Annotated in this window: 15 protein-coding genes; 7 read left to right on the top strand and 8 right to left on the bottom strand. The window is 57.1% G+C overall.

The genetic code is table 11. The features are described from left to right. Positions 1-102: 102 nt before the first annotated feature. Positions 103-1,449 carry a tRNA (N6-isopentenyl adenosine(37)-C2)-methylthiotransferase MiaB gene (gene miaB, locus AAGD24_RS14320; RefSeq protein WP_041332420.1) on the bottom strand — a complete coding sequence of 449 codons (1,347 nt, stop codon included), beginning with the start codon at positions 1,447-1,449 and terminating at the stop codon, positions 103-105. A gap of 175 nt (positions 1,450-1,624) precedes the next feature. Here miaB and trmH point away from each other — a divergent pair, with 175 nt between their 5' ends. Further along, on the top strand, positions 1,625-2,365 hold the full coding sequence (gene trmH, locus AAGD24_RS14315; protein WP_136633419.1) for a tRNA (guanosine(18)-2'-O)-methyltransferase TrmH: 741 nt from the start codon (positions 1,625-1,627) through the stop codon (positions 2,363-2,365). A 178-nt stretch (positions 2,366-2,543) separates the two neighbouring features. Here trmH and AAGD24_RS14310 read toward each other — a convergent pair whose 3' ends face one another. The 4 genes from AAGD24_RS14310 to AAGD24_RS14295 all read right to left on the bottom strand — a co-directional run bounded on the left by AAGD24_RS14310 (position 2,544) and on the right by AAGD24_RS14295 (position 6,860). Further along, the gene (locus AAGD24_RS14310) at positions 2,544-3,560 is read right to left on the bottom strand and encodes a nucleoid-associated protein (protein ID WP_075196518.1); all 1,017 of its coding nucleotides are present in this window, start codon (positions 3,558-3,560) and stop codon (positions 2,544-2,546) included. Positions 3,561-3,724: 164 nt separating this feature from the next. Next, positions 3,725-5,383: a sulfate adenylyltransferase subunit CysN gene (gene cysN, locus AAGD24_RS14305; protein ID WP_036209812.1), complete on the bottom strand. Its 1,659-nt coding sequence runs from the start codon at positions 5,381-5,383 to the stop codon at positions 3,725-3,727. Between the two features lies 1 nt (position 5,384). Beyond that, positions 5,385-6,293 (bottom strand): sulfate adenylyltransferase subunit CysD, encoded by a 909-nt coding sequence (gene cysD / locus AAGD24_RS14300; protein ID WP_036209815.1) that lies wholly within the window; start codon positions 6,291-6,293, stop codon positions 5,385-5,387. A gap of 162 nt (positions 6,294-6,455) precedes the next feature. After that, positions 6,456-6,860 carry a PilZ domain-containing protein gene (locus AAGD24_RS14295; RefSeq protein ID WP_036209818.1) on the bottom strand — a complete coding sequence of 135 codons (405 nt, stop codon included), beginning with the start codon at positions 6,858-6,860 and terminating at the stop codon, positions 6,456-6,458. Positions 6,861-7,274: 414 nt separating this feature from the next. On the opposite strand from AAGD24_RS14295, the gene rimO reads away from it, so the two are divergent. Further along, the gene (gene rimO / locus AAGD24_RS14290) at positions 7,275-8,621 is read left to right on the top strand and encodes a 30S ribosomal protein S12 methylthiotransferase RimO (protein ID WP_379865469.1); all 1,347 of its coding nucleotides are present in this window, start codon (positions 7,275-7,277) and stop codon (positions 8,619-8,621) included. A gap of 53 nt (positions 8,622-8,674) precedes the next feature. Here rimO and gatB read toward each other — a convergent pair whose 3' ends face one another. Genes gatB through gatC form a run of 3 tightly spaced genes read right to left on the bottom strand, consistent with a single transcriptional unit; the run spans position 8,675 to position 11,939 of the window. Beyond that, positions 8,675-10,126 (bottom strand): Asp-tRNA(Asn)/Glu-tRNA(Gln) amidotransferase subunit GatB, encoded by a 1,452-nt coding sequence (gene gatB / locus AAGD24_RS14285; protein WP_379865468.1) that lies wholly within the window; start codon positions 10,124-10,126, stop codon positions 8,675-8,677. Positions 10,127-10,147: 21 nt separating this feature from the next. Continuing rightward, positions 10,148-11,605: an Asp-tRNA(Asn)/Glu-tRNA(Gln) amidotransferase subunit GatA gene (gene gatA / locus AAGD24_RS14280; protein ID WP_036209833.1), complete on the bottom strand. Its 1,458-nt coding sequence runs from the start codon at positions 11,603-11,605 to the stop codon at positions 10,148-10,150. Between the two features lie 46 nt (positions 11,606-11,651). Continuing rightward, positions 11,652-11,939 carry an Asp-tRNA(Asn)/Glu-tRNA(Gln) amidotransferase subunit GatC gene (gene gatC / locus AAGD24_RS14275; protein WP_127401706.1) on the bottom strand — a complete coding sequence of 96 codons (288 nt, stop codon included), beginning with the start codon at positions 11,937-11,939 and terminating at the stop codon, positions 11,652-11,654. Between the two features lie 377 nt (positions 11,940-12,316). Between gatC and AAGD24_RS14270 the strand changes: the two genes are divergently transcribed. From AAGD24_RS14270 to rng, 5 genes are all read left to right on the top strand, one after another. Next, positions 12,317-13,357, top strand: a complete 1,041-nt coding sequence (locus AAGD24_RS14270; RefSeq protein WP_036210335.1) for a rod shape-determining protein — start codon at positions 12,317-12,319, stop codon at positions 13,355-13,357. 168 nt (positions 13,358-13,525) lie between these two features. Continuing rightward, on the top strand, positions 13,526-14,368 hold the full coding sequence (mreC, locus tag AAGD24_RS14265; protein WP_252971559.1) for a rod shape-determining protein MreC: 843 nt from the start codon (positions 13,526-13,528) through the stop codon (positions 14,366-14,368). Next, positions 14,368-14,844, top strand: a complete 477-nt coding sequence (gene mreD, locus AAGD24_RS14260; protein ID WP_036209841.1) for a rod shape-determining protein MreD — start codon at positions 14,368-14,370, stop codon at positions 14,842-14,844. The genes mreC and mreD overlap by 1 nt, the downstream gene beginning before the upstream one ends. Before the next feature lie 14 nt (positions 14,845-14,858). Next, positions 14,859-15,464, top strand: coding sequence for a nucleoside triphosphate pyrophosphatase (locus AAGD24_RS14255; RefSeq protein ID WP_036209844.1), 606 nt, complete (start codon positions 14,859-14,861; stop codon positions 15,462-15,464). Beyond that, complete coding sequence (gene rng, locus AAGD24_RS14250; protein WP_036209846.1) at positions 15,457-16,938, top strand: ribonuclease G; 1,482 nt, start codon at positions 15,457-15,459, stop codon at positions 16,936-16,938. The genes AAGD24_RS14255 and rng overlap by 8 nt, the downstream gene beginning before the upstream one ends. Positions 16,939-16,942 lie beyond the last annotated feature (4 nt).

The raw sequence follows: 16,942 nt of genomic DNA, 5'->3' as shown, positions 1-16,942 counted from the left end.
GGACTATTCCAAAAAACGCCCGTGAATACGTCCATGTAGGGCTCGGTCGCGCCATCCCCACCACTCGCCATTCACCAAACCCGAGACGCGTGGGGCCCAGGTTTAATACATCCCGGAACCCACAGGAACCCCGCGAAGAGAATTAGGCAGAGCCTCCCGAATCTCCACATCAATAAAGTGCCCAACCACCTCCGGATTCTCATGCCGGAAGTTCACAATACGGTTGTTCTCGGTACGGCCCGCGTATTCACCGGGGTCCTTCTTGGACAAGCCTGTTACCAGAATACGCTGCGTCGTGCCGACCATCTTGCGACTGATGTCCATCACATTCTGGTTCAGCCGGTCCTGGAGAATGCTCAAGCGCTGCTTCTTCACCTCCAGTGGCGTGTCATCCGGCAGGTCCGCCGCCGGAGTGCCGGGCCGGGCGCTGTAGATGAAGCTGAACGACATATCGAAGCCAATATCGTTGATCAGCTTCATAGTGTCCTCGAAATCCTTCTCGGTTTCCCCCGGGAAGCCAATGATGAAATCCGAGGAGAAGCTGATGTCCGGGCGAATCTTGCGCAGGCGGCGAAGTTTGGACTTGTACTCCAGAGCTGTATGGCCGCGCTTCATGGCTGCCAGTATCCGATCTGAGCCACTTTGCACTGGCAGGTGCAGGTGGCTGACCAGCTCTGGTACCTGCTCATAGGCCTCGATCAGTGAGTCCGAAAACTCCACCGGGTGTGAGGTGGTATACCGGATACGGTCAATGCCGTCGATGGTGGCGATCAGGGTCACTAGCTCCGCCATGTCCATCACGTCGCCATCGTGGGTTTCGCCGCGGTAGGCATTAACGTTCTGGCCCAGCAGGTTTACCTCACGCACGCCCTGGCTGGCCAGGTGGGCGACTTCCGCGATCACGTCGTCCACCGGCCGACTGACTTCCTCGCCACGGGTGTAGGGCACCACGCAGAAGGTGCAGTATTTGCTGCAGCCTTCCATGATGGACACAAATGCGGACGGGCCGTCGGCACCGGGATCAGGCAAGTTGTCGAACTTCTCGATTTCCGGAAAGCTGACATCTACCACGCCAACGCCATTACCCTTGGCGCGGACTTCGGTGATCATATCCGGCAGGCGATGCAGGGTTTGCGGCCCGAAGACCATGTCCACGTAGGGTGCCCGGTCGATGATAGCCTGGCCTTCCTGGCTGGCCACGCAACCGCCTACACCGATGATCAGGTCCGGTTTGCTGTTTTTCAGTTTCTTCCAGCGACCCAGCTGGTGGAACACTTTTTCCTGCGCTTTTTCGCGGATTGAGCAGGTGTTTAGCAACAGGATGTCGGCGTCGTCCGGCGAGTCGGTCATTTCGACGGTTTCGCCGGTGCGAAGCAGGTCTGCCATACGTGATGAGTCGTACTCGTTCATCTGGCAGCCATGGGTCTTGATGTACAGCTTCTTGGCCATGATTCTCAACGTGCTTGGTGTGTGATTTGCGCCGGAAGGTTGGGAGTGGCGCTTAAAAAAGTTAGCTGCACATTATAACGGGGTGATCAATCGGCAACCACCTTTGTCTCGGCAATCCTCTAAATCGCTTGTGGTAGTATTGGTTTTTCCAATTTTTTAGAACGCTCAAACAATCATGACTCCCGAACGCCTGGCCCGAATCAAACAAACCCTGGATACTCGCCAGCCCGATCTCAGCGTCCTCACCGACCAGGTCCACAAACCCCGCAATCTGTCGGCCATCATCCGCTCCTGCGATGCGTTTGGTCTTGCCAGCATGCACGTGGTCTGGCCGCGGGAAGGTTTCCGTGCCTTCCGAAAAACCGCCGGCGGCAGCTACAACTGGGTCACCACCCACACGCACCCCACCATGGACGATGCGGTTTCGGAGCTGAAAGGGCGGGGCCACAAACTCTACGCCGCCCAATTGTCGGAAAGAGCGATTGATTACCGGGAAGCGGATTTCACCGTGCCCTGCACGGTGATCATGGGTAATGAAGTAGATGGTGTCAGCGACAGCGCTGCCGAACAGGCTGACGAGCACATTGTGATCCCCATGATGGGCATGGTGGAGTCCCTGAACGTGTCGTCCGCCTGTGCGATTATTCTGTCCGAAGCACAACGGCAGAGGAAACAGGCAGGCCTGTATGCCCACCAGAGGCTACCAGACGATGAATACAACCGTCTGCTGTTCTGCTGGTGCCAGCCGGTCGTAAAACGCTACTGCGACGACCGCAACCTGCCATACCCGCCTATAGACCCGGAAACCGGTGAATTAGTCGACGGCGTAGGCTGGATGCAGGAAGTCCGAAAGCTGCGAGCCAACCGTCCGAGGTGGACTGATAAAACAGAATCAGCCGCCAACGAACCTCAATAAAAGGATTAACCACAGTCGATTGATCGGTCACGGTGTGGGGTAGCATTTTCTGCCGGAAAAAGGTGTCCGAGCGCAGCGAGTTCTTTTTCCAGAAGAAAATGCTACCCCATGGCGGGACCAGCCCCAAGAGTTCTAAGTCTAGAAGGTCAGCCCCCAAAGTCATCAGGTCAGTGAGCTGCTATTCCTCCCGGCCTTCAAGATAACGTTGCAGCTGCTCCCGCAACGCCTTAGGCAACCGCGTAATCGTCAATGCGTCGTTGTCACGGTCATAGTAAACCGCCTGATTCACCAGATCCGAAGAGAACGACACGCTCATACCACCACCTGAGCCCGCAATCCGAACCAGCTTCTTCACCTTACGGTGATCCGGATGCAACACCCCGCTTTCCGGCAGCTCGGCAGTCTCACTGGCAAACTCCTTGAAACGCTGAGGCTCGTTCTCATCCAGGTAGCCCGACAATGCCTCGATGGCCACCGGCTCGCCCAACGCATGCTGCTCCTTCGAGAACTCATAGGCTCGCGCCCGAATCTTGCCTGCCTCTTCCGGTTCGGATGATTTGGCAAAGGCTTCCACGGCATCCATGAACGTCAGCGTCTCTTTCTCCACATCCACCTGATTGGTGAAACCGCATAGCTTGATGAACAGGTCACCGCCTTCCCCGGAACCACGAGCGTGGACCAGCGTAAGATAGTTCTCGCCGGCGTTGTCACCCAGCCAGTCATCCAATTCCACGCGCACCGCCAGATTCAGCCGCGACAGGCTCAGGATGTCCGTCGCGTCCAACGTTTGCTGGGCATCAAAACGCATGGCGCTGTCGTTTTCCAGGATAAACAGATAAACCACCTCCGCATCCGCGAGGGCTTCGTGGACAATCATCAGGTGCCCCTCAAATTCCTCCTGGGCGCTGTTCAGCAGTTCTTGCCATTGCCCAAAAAGACGGTCAGTCATCGACGCAAAGCTTTGCTTGTCCTCCCGGTAGTCCTTCAGCCAGCTGCTAAACGGACTTTCACCGATGTCCTCGGAAAAGCGACCGTATTTCTTGCCGGGCTTGCTGTTGAACAGGCGCTTCATCTGCTTGTGAAGCGCCTCATAGTCGCCACCCGGCTCGGCCAACGCCTCGCCGGGACGAACCCGCGCCGGCTGTCCGGGCTGATACTGGCTGGCGAAGAGAGTGCGGAGCTGTTTGATGGCCATGGAGTCAAGAGTCCCTTGGTTAATAGAACGTGTAGGAGGCTGAGGGTAAACCTTCAGGGGTTGGGATTGTAATGGTTTTTATAGGGCTGTGGGATCAGCCCCAAAACGAAGAAGCCCCCAAGGCCTAAGACCATGGGGGCTATCCTCAAGTCCCAAAAGCGAGGTTAAACCCGCTTATGCCGCATCAGGTCCTGAATCAGTGAAGTCACCGCTTCAGTGATCTCCTTGTCATCGTCTGCAGAAACAGACGCCGATGCCACATCCGCACCCAGGTTCACCGCAATGGCAATCAGGCCATGGGCACTGACCACCTGCGCTGCGCGCCGACGGTCTTCGGCATTGCCGGCATTGTCCTCGCTGAGGACAACGGAGGTCTTGCCCTGATCGAACAGCGCCCGTTCAACTGCCAGGGCCAGCGCCGTGGCCTGCTTGCCGTTACAGGCAATAATGGCAGGCTTCTGCGCCAGACGGCGCTCGCGCTCTTCGCTGGTCACCGGGTCCAGCGACTCAACCGTGCCTGCAGTGCCGGCAATCATACCCGCACCGATCGTCACGTTGGTCAGCCGATCAATCACAATGAAGCTGCCCGTGGCGTGGTTGCGCTGATAGGCATCAAACGCAATGGGCTGGCTCAGGGTCAGCTCGCACAGTCCGATTTCGTTCAGCTGAAGCGCAGACGGGTTGTCGTTCTTCTCCAGCGTGTTGACGTCGGTCTGGTGATGAATCTTTTTGACGGTAGCCGAGGTAAACGTCGGGCCGAGCTTGATGTCGTAAAGGCGACCGGTTTCCAGCGGGCCGTCCGTCATCCAGACAATGTTGGCGGTGAAGCGGTTGCCCACTTCTGGCTCATCCTCAGCCTTGACCAGCATATCGCCTCGGCTGACATCGATTTCATCGGTGAGCGTCAGTGTGACCGCCTGGTCGATATAGGCTTCTTCCAGGTTGCCATCAAACGTCACAATGTCTTTGATTGCGCTGGTGCGTCGTGAAGGCAAGGCCATCACTTTGTCGCCGGGGCGCACAACACCAGAGGCTATGGTGCCGCAGAAACCGCGGAAGTTCAGGTTCGGGCGCGTCACGTACTGGACGGGGAAGCGGAAGTGCTCCAGATTTTTGTCGTGGGATACTTCCACCGTCTCCAGAATGTCCATCAGGGGCTGGCCGTCGAACCAGGGTGTGTTCTCACTCCTGTTAACGACGTTGTCGCCTTCGAGGGCAGACAATGGCACGAAGCGAATATCCTTCAGGCCAAGCTGATTGGCAAACGCCAGGTAGTCGTCCTTGATTTCATTGAAGCGTTCTTCGCTGAAATCAACCAGATCCATTTTGTTCACTGCGACCACGATGTGGCGAATGCCAAGCAGAGAGGCAATGTAAGAGTGGCGGCGGGTCTGGGTCAGAACGCCGTGGCGCGCATCGATCATCAGGATCGCAACTTGAGCCGTCGATGCCCCTGTCGCCATGTTGCGAGTGTACTGCTCGTGGCCGGGGGTGTCTGCGATGATGAACTTGCGTTTATCAGTGGAAAAAAAGCGATAGGCAACATCAATAGTGATACCTTGTTCCCGCTCGGCCTGCAGGCCGTCGACCAGAAGGGCAAGGTCCAGCTTTTCGCCCGTTGTGCCCATCTTGGCGCTGTCACTTTTCAGGCTCGCCATATGATCTTCATAGATCATCTTGGTATCGTGCAGCAGGCGACCAATAAGGGTGCTCTTGCCGTCGTCCACACTGCCGCAGGTGAGTAGGCGCAGCAGTTCCTTGTTTTCGTGTTGCTTCAGGTAGGCCTGAATATCTTCCGCAATCAGATCAGACTGGTGTGCCATCTTAGAAATACCCTTCCCGCTTTTTCTGTTCCATGGAGCCGGCCGAATCGTGGTCGATCACGCGGCCCTGACGTTCGGAGCTGGTTGCCAGCAACATCTCCTGGATGATCTCCGGCAGCGTGTCTGCCTCGGATTCGATGGCGCCGGTCAGTGGGTAACAGCCCAGGGTGCGGAAACGAATGGATTTCATCATCGGCTTTTCGCCTTCTTTCAAAGGCATGCGGTCGTCGTCCACCATGATCAGCGTGCCATCGCGTTCCACGACGGGCCGCTTGGCGGAGTAGTAAAGTGGCACGATTTCAATGTTTTCGAGGTAGATGTACTGCCAGATATCCAGCTCGGTCCAGTTGGACAGCGGGAATACCCGGATGCTCTCGCCTTTGTTGATCTTGCCGTTGTAGATGTTCCAGAGCTCAGGACGTTGGTTCTTTGGGTCCCAGCGGTGGTACTCGTCACGGAAGGAATAGACGCGCTCCTTGGCACGGGATTTTTCCTCGTCCCGGCGAGCGCCGCCGAAAGCAGCATCAAACTTGTACTTGTCCAGGGCCTGTTTGAGGGCCTGGGTTTTCATCACGTCGGTATGCTTGGCGCTGCCGTGAGTAAAGGGGCCGATGCCCTGTTTGATCCCGTCCTCGTTCTTGTGGACGATCAGGTCCAGGCCATACTCTTTTGCTTTGCGGTCCCGGAATTCAATCATCTGCTTGAACTTCCAGGTGGTGTCCACGTGTAAGAGCGGGAAGGGCAGCTTGCCGGGATGAAAGGCTTTGCGGGCCAGGTGCAGCATTACTGCGGAGTCTTTCCCGATGGAATAGAGCATGACCGGGTTGTCGAACTCGGCTGCAACTTCCCGGATGATGTGGATGCTTTCAGCTTCCAGCTGTTTGAGATGCGTCAGGTTGTAAGTGGTCATCGTGTCCTGTTACCGCTTTGCGTGCCTCCGGATTCGATAGAGGCTGGGCGTGTGAATGCCGCAATGATACCAGATCAGGCCATGGCATAAGAAGTCGGGTAACTAGAGTTTACTGCTATAACAATATAGCGGCAGGAAAGGCTGGAGGGTAAAACTTCCGAGTTAGTGCGACGAGGTGGAAAGCAGTTTGCTGACGTAGTTGTTCACGTAGTCGAAACCATTGCCTTCGAACTCCGAAAACTGGATGCCGAGCTGGAACTGGTCGCGGGCAATTCGTCGCATGTGGACAATGTTGCCTCCGGCGATCACAGAAACGGGTTGGTTGGCAACAACCGGCACAGAGAATGTCGTTGTTACGGATATCCAGTTTCCGGGTGCCGGTGTTTTCTGGCCGGGAACCAGTTTTCTCACAGAGTCCTGATCACAGAGGACCATCAGGCCGGTTCGGGAAATGTTGGAGACTTTACAGGTAAGGCAGCTGCCGTCGGTTTTTTCAATCCGTGCTTCGGTAGCGACATCGACGCGTTGTTGGTTGCGTAGGTTTGGCTTGGCGGCAACTGGTTTCATAGTCACTCTTCTTGCATCTCTGGTTTCAAAGCAGGCAGCCTTACCCATCGTTCAATCCTTTATTATTTTTACTCGCTGCCTTCTTTCCAGGCACGCTTTCTATACACACGAGAAAGCCAGCCAATTGTCATAAATCTGCAATATGGCGAGTGCGAAAAACAGCAAGCGCTTGTTGTTTCGATCTTAACTTCCTGAAAGTCTAGTTGTTTGTTTGGTGATCAGCAAGTTGCCTGTCGCCAAAACTGTCAGATTTGTGAACTGAATGTGAGCGTGGTGTCACCAATATCGATTCGGAGCGCTCGCGATCAGGCGGATACGAAGGACAGCTGTTACTTACGGTGTCGGATTGGCTGCGGTAAACTACGCACCAACATCCACCGGGGCCGCCAACGGCTCCACGATTTCGTGCAGGTTATGACAAACAAGATTTCATCCGTTCCCGCAGGCAGCGGAAAAGTGGGTTTTATCAGTCTTGGCTGCCCCAAGGCCCTGGTTGATTCCGAGCGCATCCTGACCCAGCTTCGGCTGGACGGCTACGATGTGGTACCGACCTATAACGACGCTGATATCGTCGTGGTGAACACCTGTGGCTTTATAGATGCCGCCAAGCAGGAGTCCCTTGATGCCATTGGTGAAGCAATCAATGAAAATGGCAAGGTCATCGTAACCGGTTGCATGGGTGTTGAAGCGGACAAGATACGTGACACTCACCCGGGTGTTCTCGCCGTGTCCGGCCCGCACGCCTACGAAGCAGTTGTGGGAGCGGTGCACCAGTTTGTGCCGCCGAACAAGCAACACGATCCGTTTACGGACCTGGTGCCTCCTCAGGGCATCAAACTGACCCCCCGGCATTATGCATACCTGAAAATTTCCGAAGGCTGTAACCACCGATGCACCTTCTGCATCATCCCGTCCATGCGCGGCGACCTAGTCAGTCGCCCGATTGGTGACGTGATGGACGAGGCCAAGCGCCTGGTGGACGCTGGCGTAAAAGAGCTTCTGGTGATCTCCCAGGACACCTCTGCATACGGTGTCGACACCAAGTACCGTACCGGATTCTGGCAGGGCCGCCCGCTAAAGACCAAGATGCAGTCCCTGTGTGAGGCGTTGGGTGAAATGGGCGTTTGGGTGCGCCTGCATTACGTTTATCCCTATCCGCACGTGGACGATGTGATCCCGCTGATGGCGGAGGGCAAAATCCTGCCGTACCTGGATATCCCGTTCCAGCACGCCAGCCCGAAAGTGCTCAAGGCCATGAAGCGCCCGGCCCACGACAGCAAGACGCTGGAACGCATTCGCAAGTGGCGTGACATCTGCCCGGAGCTCACCATCCGTTCCACCTTTATTGTCGGTTTTCCCGGCGAAACAGAGGAAGATTTCCAGTACCTGCTGGATTGGCTGGATGAGGCTCAGCTTGATCGTGTCGGAGCCTTCAAATACAGCCCGGTGGAAGGTGCGAGGGCGAACGAGATCGAAGGTGCCGTTCCGGAAGAGGTGAAGGAAGAGCGCTTGGCCCGGTTCATGGAAAAACAGGCTGAAATATCAGCGGCCCGATTGCAGGCCAAAATCGGCCAGACTATTGACGTTGTCATCGACGAAGTCGATGAAGAAGGCGCCATCGGCCGCTCCAAGGCGGATGCGCCGGAGATTGACGGCATGGTTTACCTCAACGACGAAACCAATCTTGTTCCCGGGCAGATTGTTCAGGCTGCGGTCGAGCATGCGGATGAGCATGATCTATGGGGTCGGCTTGTTCGGTAGCCTCCCACCGAGGCCTCCCCCAAACCAAACAGTCTGGGGCCGCAGCCAGAGGGTCAGCCCCCCAGTTTCTTCACCAGAATCTCATTAAACAGCTTCGGATTGCCCTGGCCCTTGGAGGCCTTCATCAGCGGCCCCATGAACCCGCCGAGCATCTTCTTCTGCTTCTTGGGGTCGGATTCCTGCTGGTACTGGGCCACCTGATCCGGCATGGAGGCCAGAACCTCGTCCACCATCTTCTCAAGCTCGCCAGTGTCTGACACCTGCTTCAGGCCCTTGGCATCGATGATCGCATCCACGTTGTCATTTTCGCCGGCCCAGAGCGCCTCGAACACTTTCTTGGCACCCGCCGATGAAATCGTGTTGTCCGCGACGCGCACCACCAGATCCCCAAGCTGCTCGCCGGAAATCGGTGAGTCGGCAACAGATTTTTCCTCCGCATTCAGACGTGCGGAGAATTCGCCCTGAACCCAGTTGGAAGCCAACTTGGCGTCCTTCCCGCGATCAGCGGCGGCTTCGAAGAATGCGGCCAGTTTCGAGTCGCCAGCCAGTAGTCCAGCATCGTAGTCGTTCAGGCCGTAGTGCTCCTTGAAGCGGGCCTTGCGGGCATCCGGAAGTTCCGGGAGGCTGTTGCGGGCTTCGTCGATAAAGGCGTCGTCGATTTCCACCGGCAGCAGGTCCGGGCAGGGGAAGTAGCGGTAATCGTTGGCTTCTTCCTTGGTGCGCATAGAGCGGGACTCGTCCCGGTCGCCATTGTACAGGCGGGTTTCCTGAACAATGGTGCCACCGTCCTCGAGAATGTCCATCTGCCGCTCGACTTCGTGGGCAATGGCCTGCTCCATGAAGCGGAAGGAGTTCAGGTTCTTGGTTTCGGTACGGGTGCCCAGGGTATCGGAACCCTTGGGCTTGAGTGAGATGTTCACGTCAAAGCGCATGGAGCCCTGTGACATGTCACCGTCACAGATGCCCAGGGACGTGACAATGCCGTGGAGTTTCTTGGCAAAGGCGACAGCCTCATCGGCATTGGTCATGTCGGGTTCAGTGACCACCTCAATCAGCGGCGTGCCTGCGCGGTTCAGGTCGATGCCCGTCATGCCGTGGAAATCCTCATGGAGAGATTTTCCGGCATCCTCTTCCAGGTGGGCATGGTGAATACGCACCCGCTTGGATTCGCCGCTGGCCAGATCGATATCCACATAGCCGGGGCCGACAATTGGGCGCTCCAGTTGGGTTGTCTGGTAGCCCTTGGGCAGGTCCGGGTAGAAATAGTTCTTCCGTTCGAACACTGAGCGGCGTTCAATCTCGGCGTTGACCGCCAGGCCAAACATCACCGCGTAGCGGAATGCCTGCTCGTTCGGCACTGGCAGCGCGCCCGGCATGGCCAGGTCAACGGCATTGGCCTGGGTGTTGGGTTCGGCACCATAGGCGGTGCTGGAGCCGGAAAAAATCTTGGTTTTGGTGGCGAGCTGAACGTGAATCTCCAGCCCGATCACAATGTCCCATTGCATAGTCGTTCTCCTGTATCGGGCTTATTGCGGTTCGCGCTGGTGCCAGTCGGTCACCTGCTGAAATTGATGGGCGGCGTTCAACAAGCGAGCTTCGGAGAAGTAATCCCCAATAATCTGCAGGCCTACTGGAAGCCCATCCACAAACCCGGCTGGAACGGACATGGCGGGGATGCCCGCCAGGTTGATGGCAATGGTAAACACGTCCTCCAGGTACATGGTCACCGGGTCGCTGGTTTTCTCGCCCTGTATAAAAGCCGGGGAGGGCGTGGTCGGGCTCATCAGCACATCCACTTCCTTGAAGGCGTTAATGAAGTCCTGCTGGATCAGCCGACGAACCTTCTGGGCTTTCAGATAATAGGCGTCGAAGTAACCGGCGGACAGGGCGTAGGTGCCCACCAGAATCCGCCGCTTGACCTCGGTGCCGAAACCTTCGGCCCGGGTGCGTGTGTACATGTCCAGCAGGTCTTTCGGGTCTTCGCAGCGGTAGCCATAACGGGCGCCGTCAAAACGGGACAAGTTGGCCGAGGCCTCGGCCGGGGCGATAACATAGTAGGCCGCGATGGCGAGGTCAGCGTGGGGAAGGGACACTTCCTTTACCGTGGCACCGAGCTTCTCGTACTCCCGGATAGCACCCCGAACTTGTTCTTCCATGGCGGCACTGAGGTTGCCAGCGAAGTATTCCTTCGGCAGCCCGATGCGTAACCCTGTCAACGGCTCGTTCAGCGTTGCGGTATAGTCCGGAACGTCACGGTCAATGGAGGTGGAGTCCTTGGGGTCAAAGCCCGCCATTACATTCAGCATCAGCGCATTGTCTTCGGCTGTGCGGGCCATGGTGCCACCCTGGTCCAGGCTCGAAGCAAAGGCAATCATGCCGTAACGGGACACCCGACCATAGGTTGGTTTCAGCCCGGTCACGCCACACAGCGCGGCCGGTTGACGAATGGACCCGCCGGTATCCGTGGCTGTCGCCGCGGGCACCAGCCGCGCTGCAACCGCCGCCGCGGAGCCGCCGGAAGAACCACCCGGAACCCGCTTCTCGCCCTGGCTCAGACCCCAGGGGTTGGCAGTGGCGCCAAAGTAGCTGGACTCGGTAGACGACCCCATGGCGAACTCGTCCATGTTGGTCTTACCCAGGCACACAGCGCCCGCCTTGCGGAAATTTTCCGTGACCGTTGCATCGTAGGGTGGCACAAAATTCGCCAGCATCTTCGAGCCACAAGTGGTCGCCACGCCATTGGTGCAGAATATGTCCTTGTGGGCGAAGGGCACGCCCGTCCAGGGTGTCGCCTTACCCGCTGCCCGTTGCTCGTCTGCCGCATGGGCGTCGGCCAGGGCCTGTTCTTCCGTAATGGTGATAAAGCTGTTGAGCTGCTCGTCTTCCTTTTCAAGGCGGCCCAGGAACTGCCGGGTCAGCTCCACGCTGGAAATCTTGCCGCTTTCCAGCTCTCGGGAAAGCTCTGCTACGGATTTGTTATGCATGATACGTCCTGTTTACGTCGCTGTTCGTCGGGTCACTCGATGCCCTTTATTCAATCACTCGGGGAACCAGATAGAGGCCATTCTCGGTAGCCGGCGCAATCGCCTGGAAAGACTCCCGTTCATTGGTTTCCGTCACCTCATCCGGGCGCAGGCGCTGGACGGCATCCAAGGGGTGGGCCATGGGCGCCACCGAATCGGTATCCGCCGCGCTCAACTGGTCCACCAGATCCAGGATATTGCCCAGATCCTTTTCCAGCGCTGAAACCTGTTCCTCGTCCACCCGAATGCGGGCGAGCACAGCGACTTTCTCAATGTCCTTGCGGGAAATGGTCACGCTTCCTCCCATATATATGAAGTTTCAGTAACTTAAATGCGCGCTTTATATCAACTGAAGTTTGCACGGATGATGAGGGTGCTTGAGAGACGGCCTTCCAAAACTGTGCGGAGCCATGGATGGCGGAGCCCAAGCGCCACACGGACGTGCTTGAGCGTGTTTTGGAAGGCTGTCTCTCAAGCGCCCATGCACCCAAGTTCAAAAAGAAAGCGCTATGGTAACAGATTCAAACAATCGCGGGAGGGGCCAAAACAAAGGAGAAAAGCGCGAAAGGCGCCTCGGGAGCCCCGATGGTGCCTTGCCTGCGGGGGTGCTCACTGCTAAAGTTGCCGCATCATTTTTGCGACTGCAACTCTCAGGTTGAAACTACACGAATGTTGATCAAAAGACTCCGAGGTTTATTTTCCAGCGACCTGTCCATCGACCTGGGCACCGCCAACACCCTTATATACGTGCGCGAACGCGGTATCGTACTCAACGAGCCCTCCGTTGTAGCCATCCGCACCTCTGGCTCACAGAAAATGGTCGCAGCCGTCGGCGCCGAAGCCAAGCGCATGCTTGGCCGCACACCGGGAAACATCACCGCCATCCGTCCGATGAAAGACGGTGTGATCGCAGATTTCGTGGTTACCGAGAAAATGCTCCAGCACTTCATCCACAAGGTGCATGAGAACAGCTTTATCACCCCAAGCCCCCGCGTACTGGTTTGCGTTCCCAGCAAATCCACCCAGGTAGAGCGTAAGGCTATCCGTGAATCCGCCCTGGGAGCTGGTGCCAGGGAAGTGTTCCTGATTGAAGAGCCGATGGCGGCGGCCATTGGTGCTGGCCTGCCGGTGGAGGAAGCCAGCGGTTCCATGATTGTGGACATCGGCGGTGGCACCACCGAAATCGCTATCATCTCCCTGAATGGCATTGTGTACGCCGAGTCTGTTCGTACCGGTGGCGACAAGTTCGATGAAGCGATCGTTACCTACGTTCGCCGCAACTACGGCAGCCTGATCGGTGACTCCACTGCAGAGCGCATCAAACACGAAATTGGTTGTGCCTATGAGGGGTTGGATATCCGCGAGATCGACGTTCGCGGCCGCAACCTTGCAGAGGGCGTGCCCCGGGCGTTTACCCTGAACAGCGAGGAAATCCTCGACGCGCTCCAGGAATCCCTGGCGCAGATCGTCCAGACAGTGAAAAGCGCCCTGGAACAGTCGCCACCAGAGTTGGCGTCTGATATCGCCGAGCGTGGCATTGTGCTTACGGGTGGTGGTGCGTTGCTGCGCGGTTTGGATAAACTGATCAGCGAGGAAACCGGCCTGCCGGTGATTATTGCGGAAGACCCGCTGACCTGTGTCGCCCGTGGTGGCGGCAAGGCGCTGGAAGTGATTGATCGTGGCGGAATCGGAATGTTCTCCCAGGAGGGCTGACCTTGACTCCGGCTTTACGCCCCGACATTGCCTTTACCCGGCCGCCGCTCGTGAATGATCACGGCGGCGGTTGTCGTATGGACACCTGCATGGAGTGCGGGAGGGTGAGCTATTAAAACCATCTTTGTCCAAGGCCCCGTTCCCGGTTTCAGGCTGCTACTGGTTATTGTGCTCTCTGCGATACTGATTGTTGCGGATGCCCGCTTCGATCAGGTAACGCCGGTTCGCAGCGCGATCGGTACCGGCCTTGCCCCGGTTCACTGGCTTGGCAATGCACCCTCCGAATTCAGCGACTGGGTCGCCAGCCTGTTTACCACCCGTGAAGACCTCCAGGAAGAAAACGAAGCGCTGCGTGCTCGCTTGCTGATACTGGAGCGCCGGGCGCTCAAATATGCCGCCCTGGCCTCAGAAAACAACGAACTGCGCAAGCTGATGAACTCCTCAGAAGTCCTTGATGACCGGGTCATAGTTGGCGAAATAGTCGGTGTTTCACCGGACCCGTTCTCTCACGAAGTGGTGATCAACAAAGGCAGTCGCGACGGTGTTGTGGTCGGCCAGGCTATTCTGGATGCCAACGGCCTGATGGGGCAGGTCCAACAAACCAGCAGTTTTACCTCACGGGTTCTATTGGTATCGGACAGCAGCCACGCGGTGCCTGTGGAAGTGGTTCGCAACGGCTTGCGAGCTATCCTGCTTGGAAATGGGGACACCAGCACGCTTGAATTGGTGCATGTGCCGGATACCGCCGATATTCGCGAAGGGGATCTGTTGGTCAGCTCCGGGTTGGGGGGGCGTTTTCCCAAGGGCTACCCGGTGGCGGAAGTGGACCAGATTTCCAAGGAGCCGGGTGAACCGTTTGTGAAAATTCGTGCTACGCCAATGGCGGAACTGAACCGGAGTCGTCTGGTGTTGGTTGTGTTTTCACCGGAACAGGACGACGCCACGAATGACGCTGAAAGCTCGCCCGAAGGCTCCGATGCTGGATCACCAGAACAGGATGGGGTGCGCTAATGCTGTCGGTGATCAGTTATCCCGTTTTTGCCCTGAGCGTTTTGTTTGCCCTGGTGCTCAGCAGTTCGCTGTTTCCGCTGGGCTGGTTTGAGTTCCGGCCGGAATGGCTGGGCCTGATTGTGTTCTACTGGACATTCCGGGCACCGGCCCAGTTCGGTATCCTGTTGGCCTGGTGCCTCGGTCTGCTGCTGGACGTACTGGAAGCCACCCCGCTGGGCGTGAATGCCCTGGCCATGGGTGTTATTGCGTTCCTGGTGCTGACCATTCACCAGCGGCTGCGTATGTACCCTTTGCCGCAGCAGTGCCTGATGGTGTTCCTGTTGTTGGGTATCAACCAGATGCTGGTGCATTTTATCAAGCAGACACTGGGAGCTGACAGCTCCGGTTTCAGCTACTTGTGGCCGGCGCTGACCAGTGCTCTGGTCTGGCCGGTGTTGTGTGTGTTGCTGGATAACCTGAATCGCAAGCTTGGCTAGGATTGGAGGGCGCTATGCAGTCTATTGTTCTTGCCTCAGCGTCTCCTCGAAGAGCCGAACTGTTAAGGCAGATCGGTCTGTCGTTCCTGGTTCAGCCGGCGGATATTGACGAAACGCCCGCGAGCAACGAGTCAGCCGAACACTATGTCGAACGCCTTGCCCGGGAAAAGGCTCTGGCGGGAAGTGCTTCCAAGCCTGGCTGCCTGGTGATTGGTTCGGACACCTCGGTTGTACTGGAGGGCCGGATCCTGGGCAAGCCAGACACCACCGGCGATGCGACCGTTATGTTACAGGCGCTCTCGGGAACCACCCATCAGGTCATGACCGGTGTTGCTGTGGTTCACAAGGGTATTTGTGAGTCGCGCCTGGTGATAGCGAATGTTCGTTTCCGCGAGCTGCTGGCGGCGGAAATCGAGGCCTATGTGGCAACTGGTGAGCCCATGGATAAAGCGGGCGGCTATGGCATTCAGGGGCGGGGTGGTATTTTTGTAGAGGAACTCCGAGGCAGTTACAGCGCCGTAGTGGGACTGCCCCTGCAGGAAACCGCAGCATTACTGGCCGGTGCCGGATACCCGGTATGGGAAACCTGGAACAGCAGGCAGGAGAGCCGCAATGAGTGAAGAAATACTGATCAATGTGACCCCGGTGGAAACCCGGGTGGCGCTCGTGGAGAACGGTATGCTCCAGGAGGCCTACATTGAGCGCACCAGCCGCAAGGGCATCGTGGGCAACATTTACAAGGGCAAGGTGGTTCGTGTATTGCCCGGCATGGAGGCGGCATTTGTAGACATCGGCCTGGAACGTGCGGCGTTTATTCATGCCTCTGATGTCGTCACCAGTCAGCAGCCGGCCAGCGAAGCCCCCGAGACACCGAAAACGGTTCCGGATATCCGCACCCTGCTCCGAGAAGGGCAGTCCCTCGTGGTTCAGGTCACCAAGGACCCCATTGGAACCAAGGGTGCACGGCTGACCACCCAGCTATCCATCCCCTCGCGCTATCTGGTATTCATGCCTGGCGTCCGTCATGTTGGTATTTCCCAGCGAATTGAAGATGAGACCGAACGTTCACGGTTGAAGTCACTGGTTGAAGAGGGTGCTGCCGCAGAACCGGACATCTCTGGCGGCTACATTATTCGCACCGCTGCAGAGGCTGCCTCGGAAGATGACCTGATCGGCGATATGACCTACCTGCACCGTCTGAACCAGGCCATTGAGGAGCGCATTACCCGAAGTCAGGCGCCTTCGGTGGTGTATCAGGATCTTCCCCTGTTTATCCGCACCATTCGCGACCTGATTCGTCCACAGACTGAGAAGGTGCGCATCGATAGTCGGGAAAGCCACCAGCGGGTGATGGAGTTTGTTGAGGAGTTTGTGACCGAGTTTTCCGACAAGGTCGAGTATTACCCGGGCGAACGTCCCATTTTTGACCTGTATTCCGTTGAGGATGAAATTCAGAAAGCCCTCAGTCGCAAGGTCCAGCTCAAATCCGGTGGCTACGTGATCATCGACCAGACCGAAGCGATGACCACGATCGATATCAACACCGGCGCGTTTGTGGGGCACCGCAATCTGGAAGAAACCATTTTCAAGACCAACCTCGAGGCGGCCCGTGCCATTAGTCGCCAGCTCAGGTTAAGGAATCTCGGTGGTATTATCATCATCGATTTCATCGATATGGAGGATTCCGAGCACCAGCGCCAGGTCCACCGAATGCTGGAGAAAATGCTGGAGCGGGATCACGCCAAAACGAAGATTACCGGGGTTTCCGAGCTCGGATTGGTGGAAATGACCCGTAAGCGCACCACCGAAAGCCTTGGTCAGATTTTATGTGAGCCTTGCCCCATCTGTGATGGACGCGGCTTTCTCAAGACCAGCGAAACGGTCTGTTATGAAGTATTCCGTGAAATTCTCAGGGTCAATCGCGCCTATGACGCGGAAAGCTATCTGGTGATGGCGTCCCAGAGCGTGGTGGATCGGCTGTTGGATGAAGAGTCCGACAACGTGGCAGACCTTGAGACGTTTATCAGCAAAACCATCCGTTTTCAGGTTGAGCCATTCTACAGTCAGGAGCAGTATGATGTGGTACTGCTGTAACGCC

Origin of the sequence: Marinobacter sp. M5B, from assembly GCF_042604615.1 — a bacterium.
GTDB classification, from domain to species: domain Bacteria; phylum Pseudomonadota; class Gammaproteobacteria; order Pseudomonadales; family Oleiphilaceae; genus Marinobacter; species Marinobacter salarius.
Note: the sequence above shows the minus strand (reverse complement) of the source record. Positions and strands in the feature narration are given on the sequence as shown.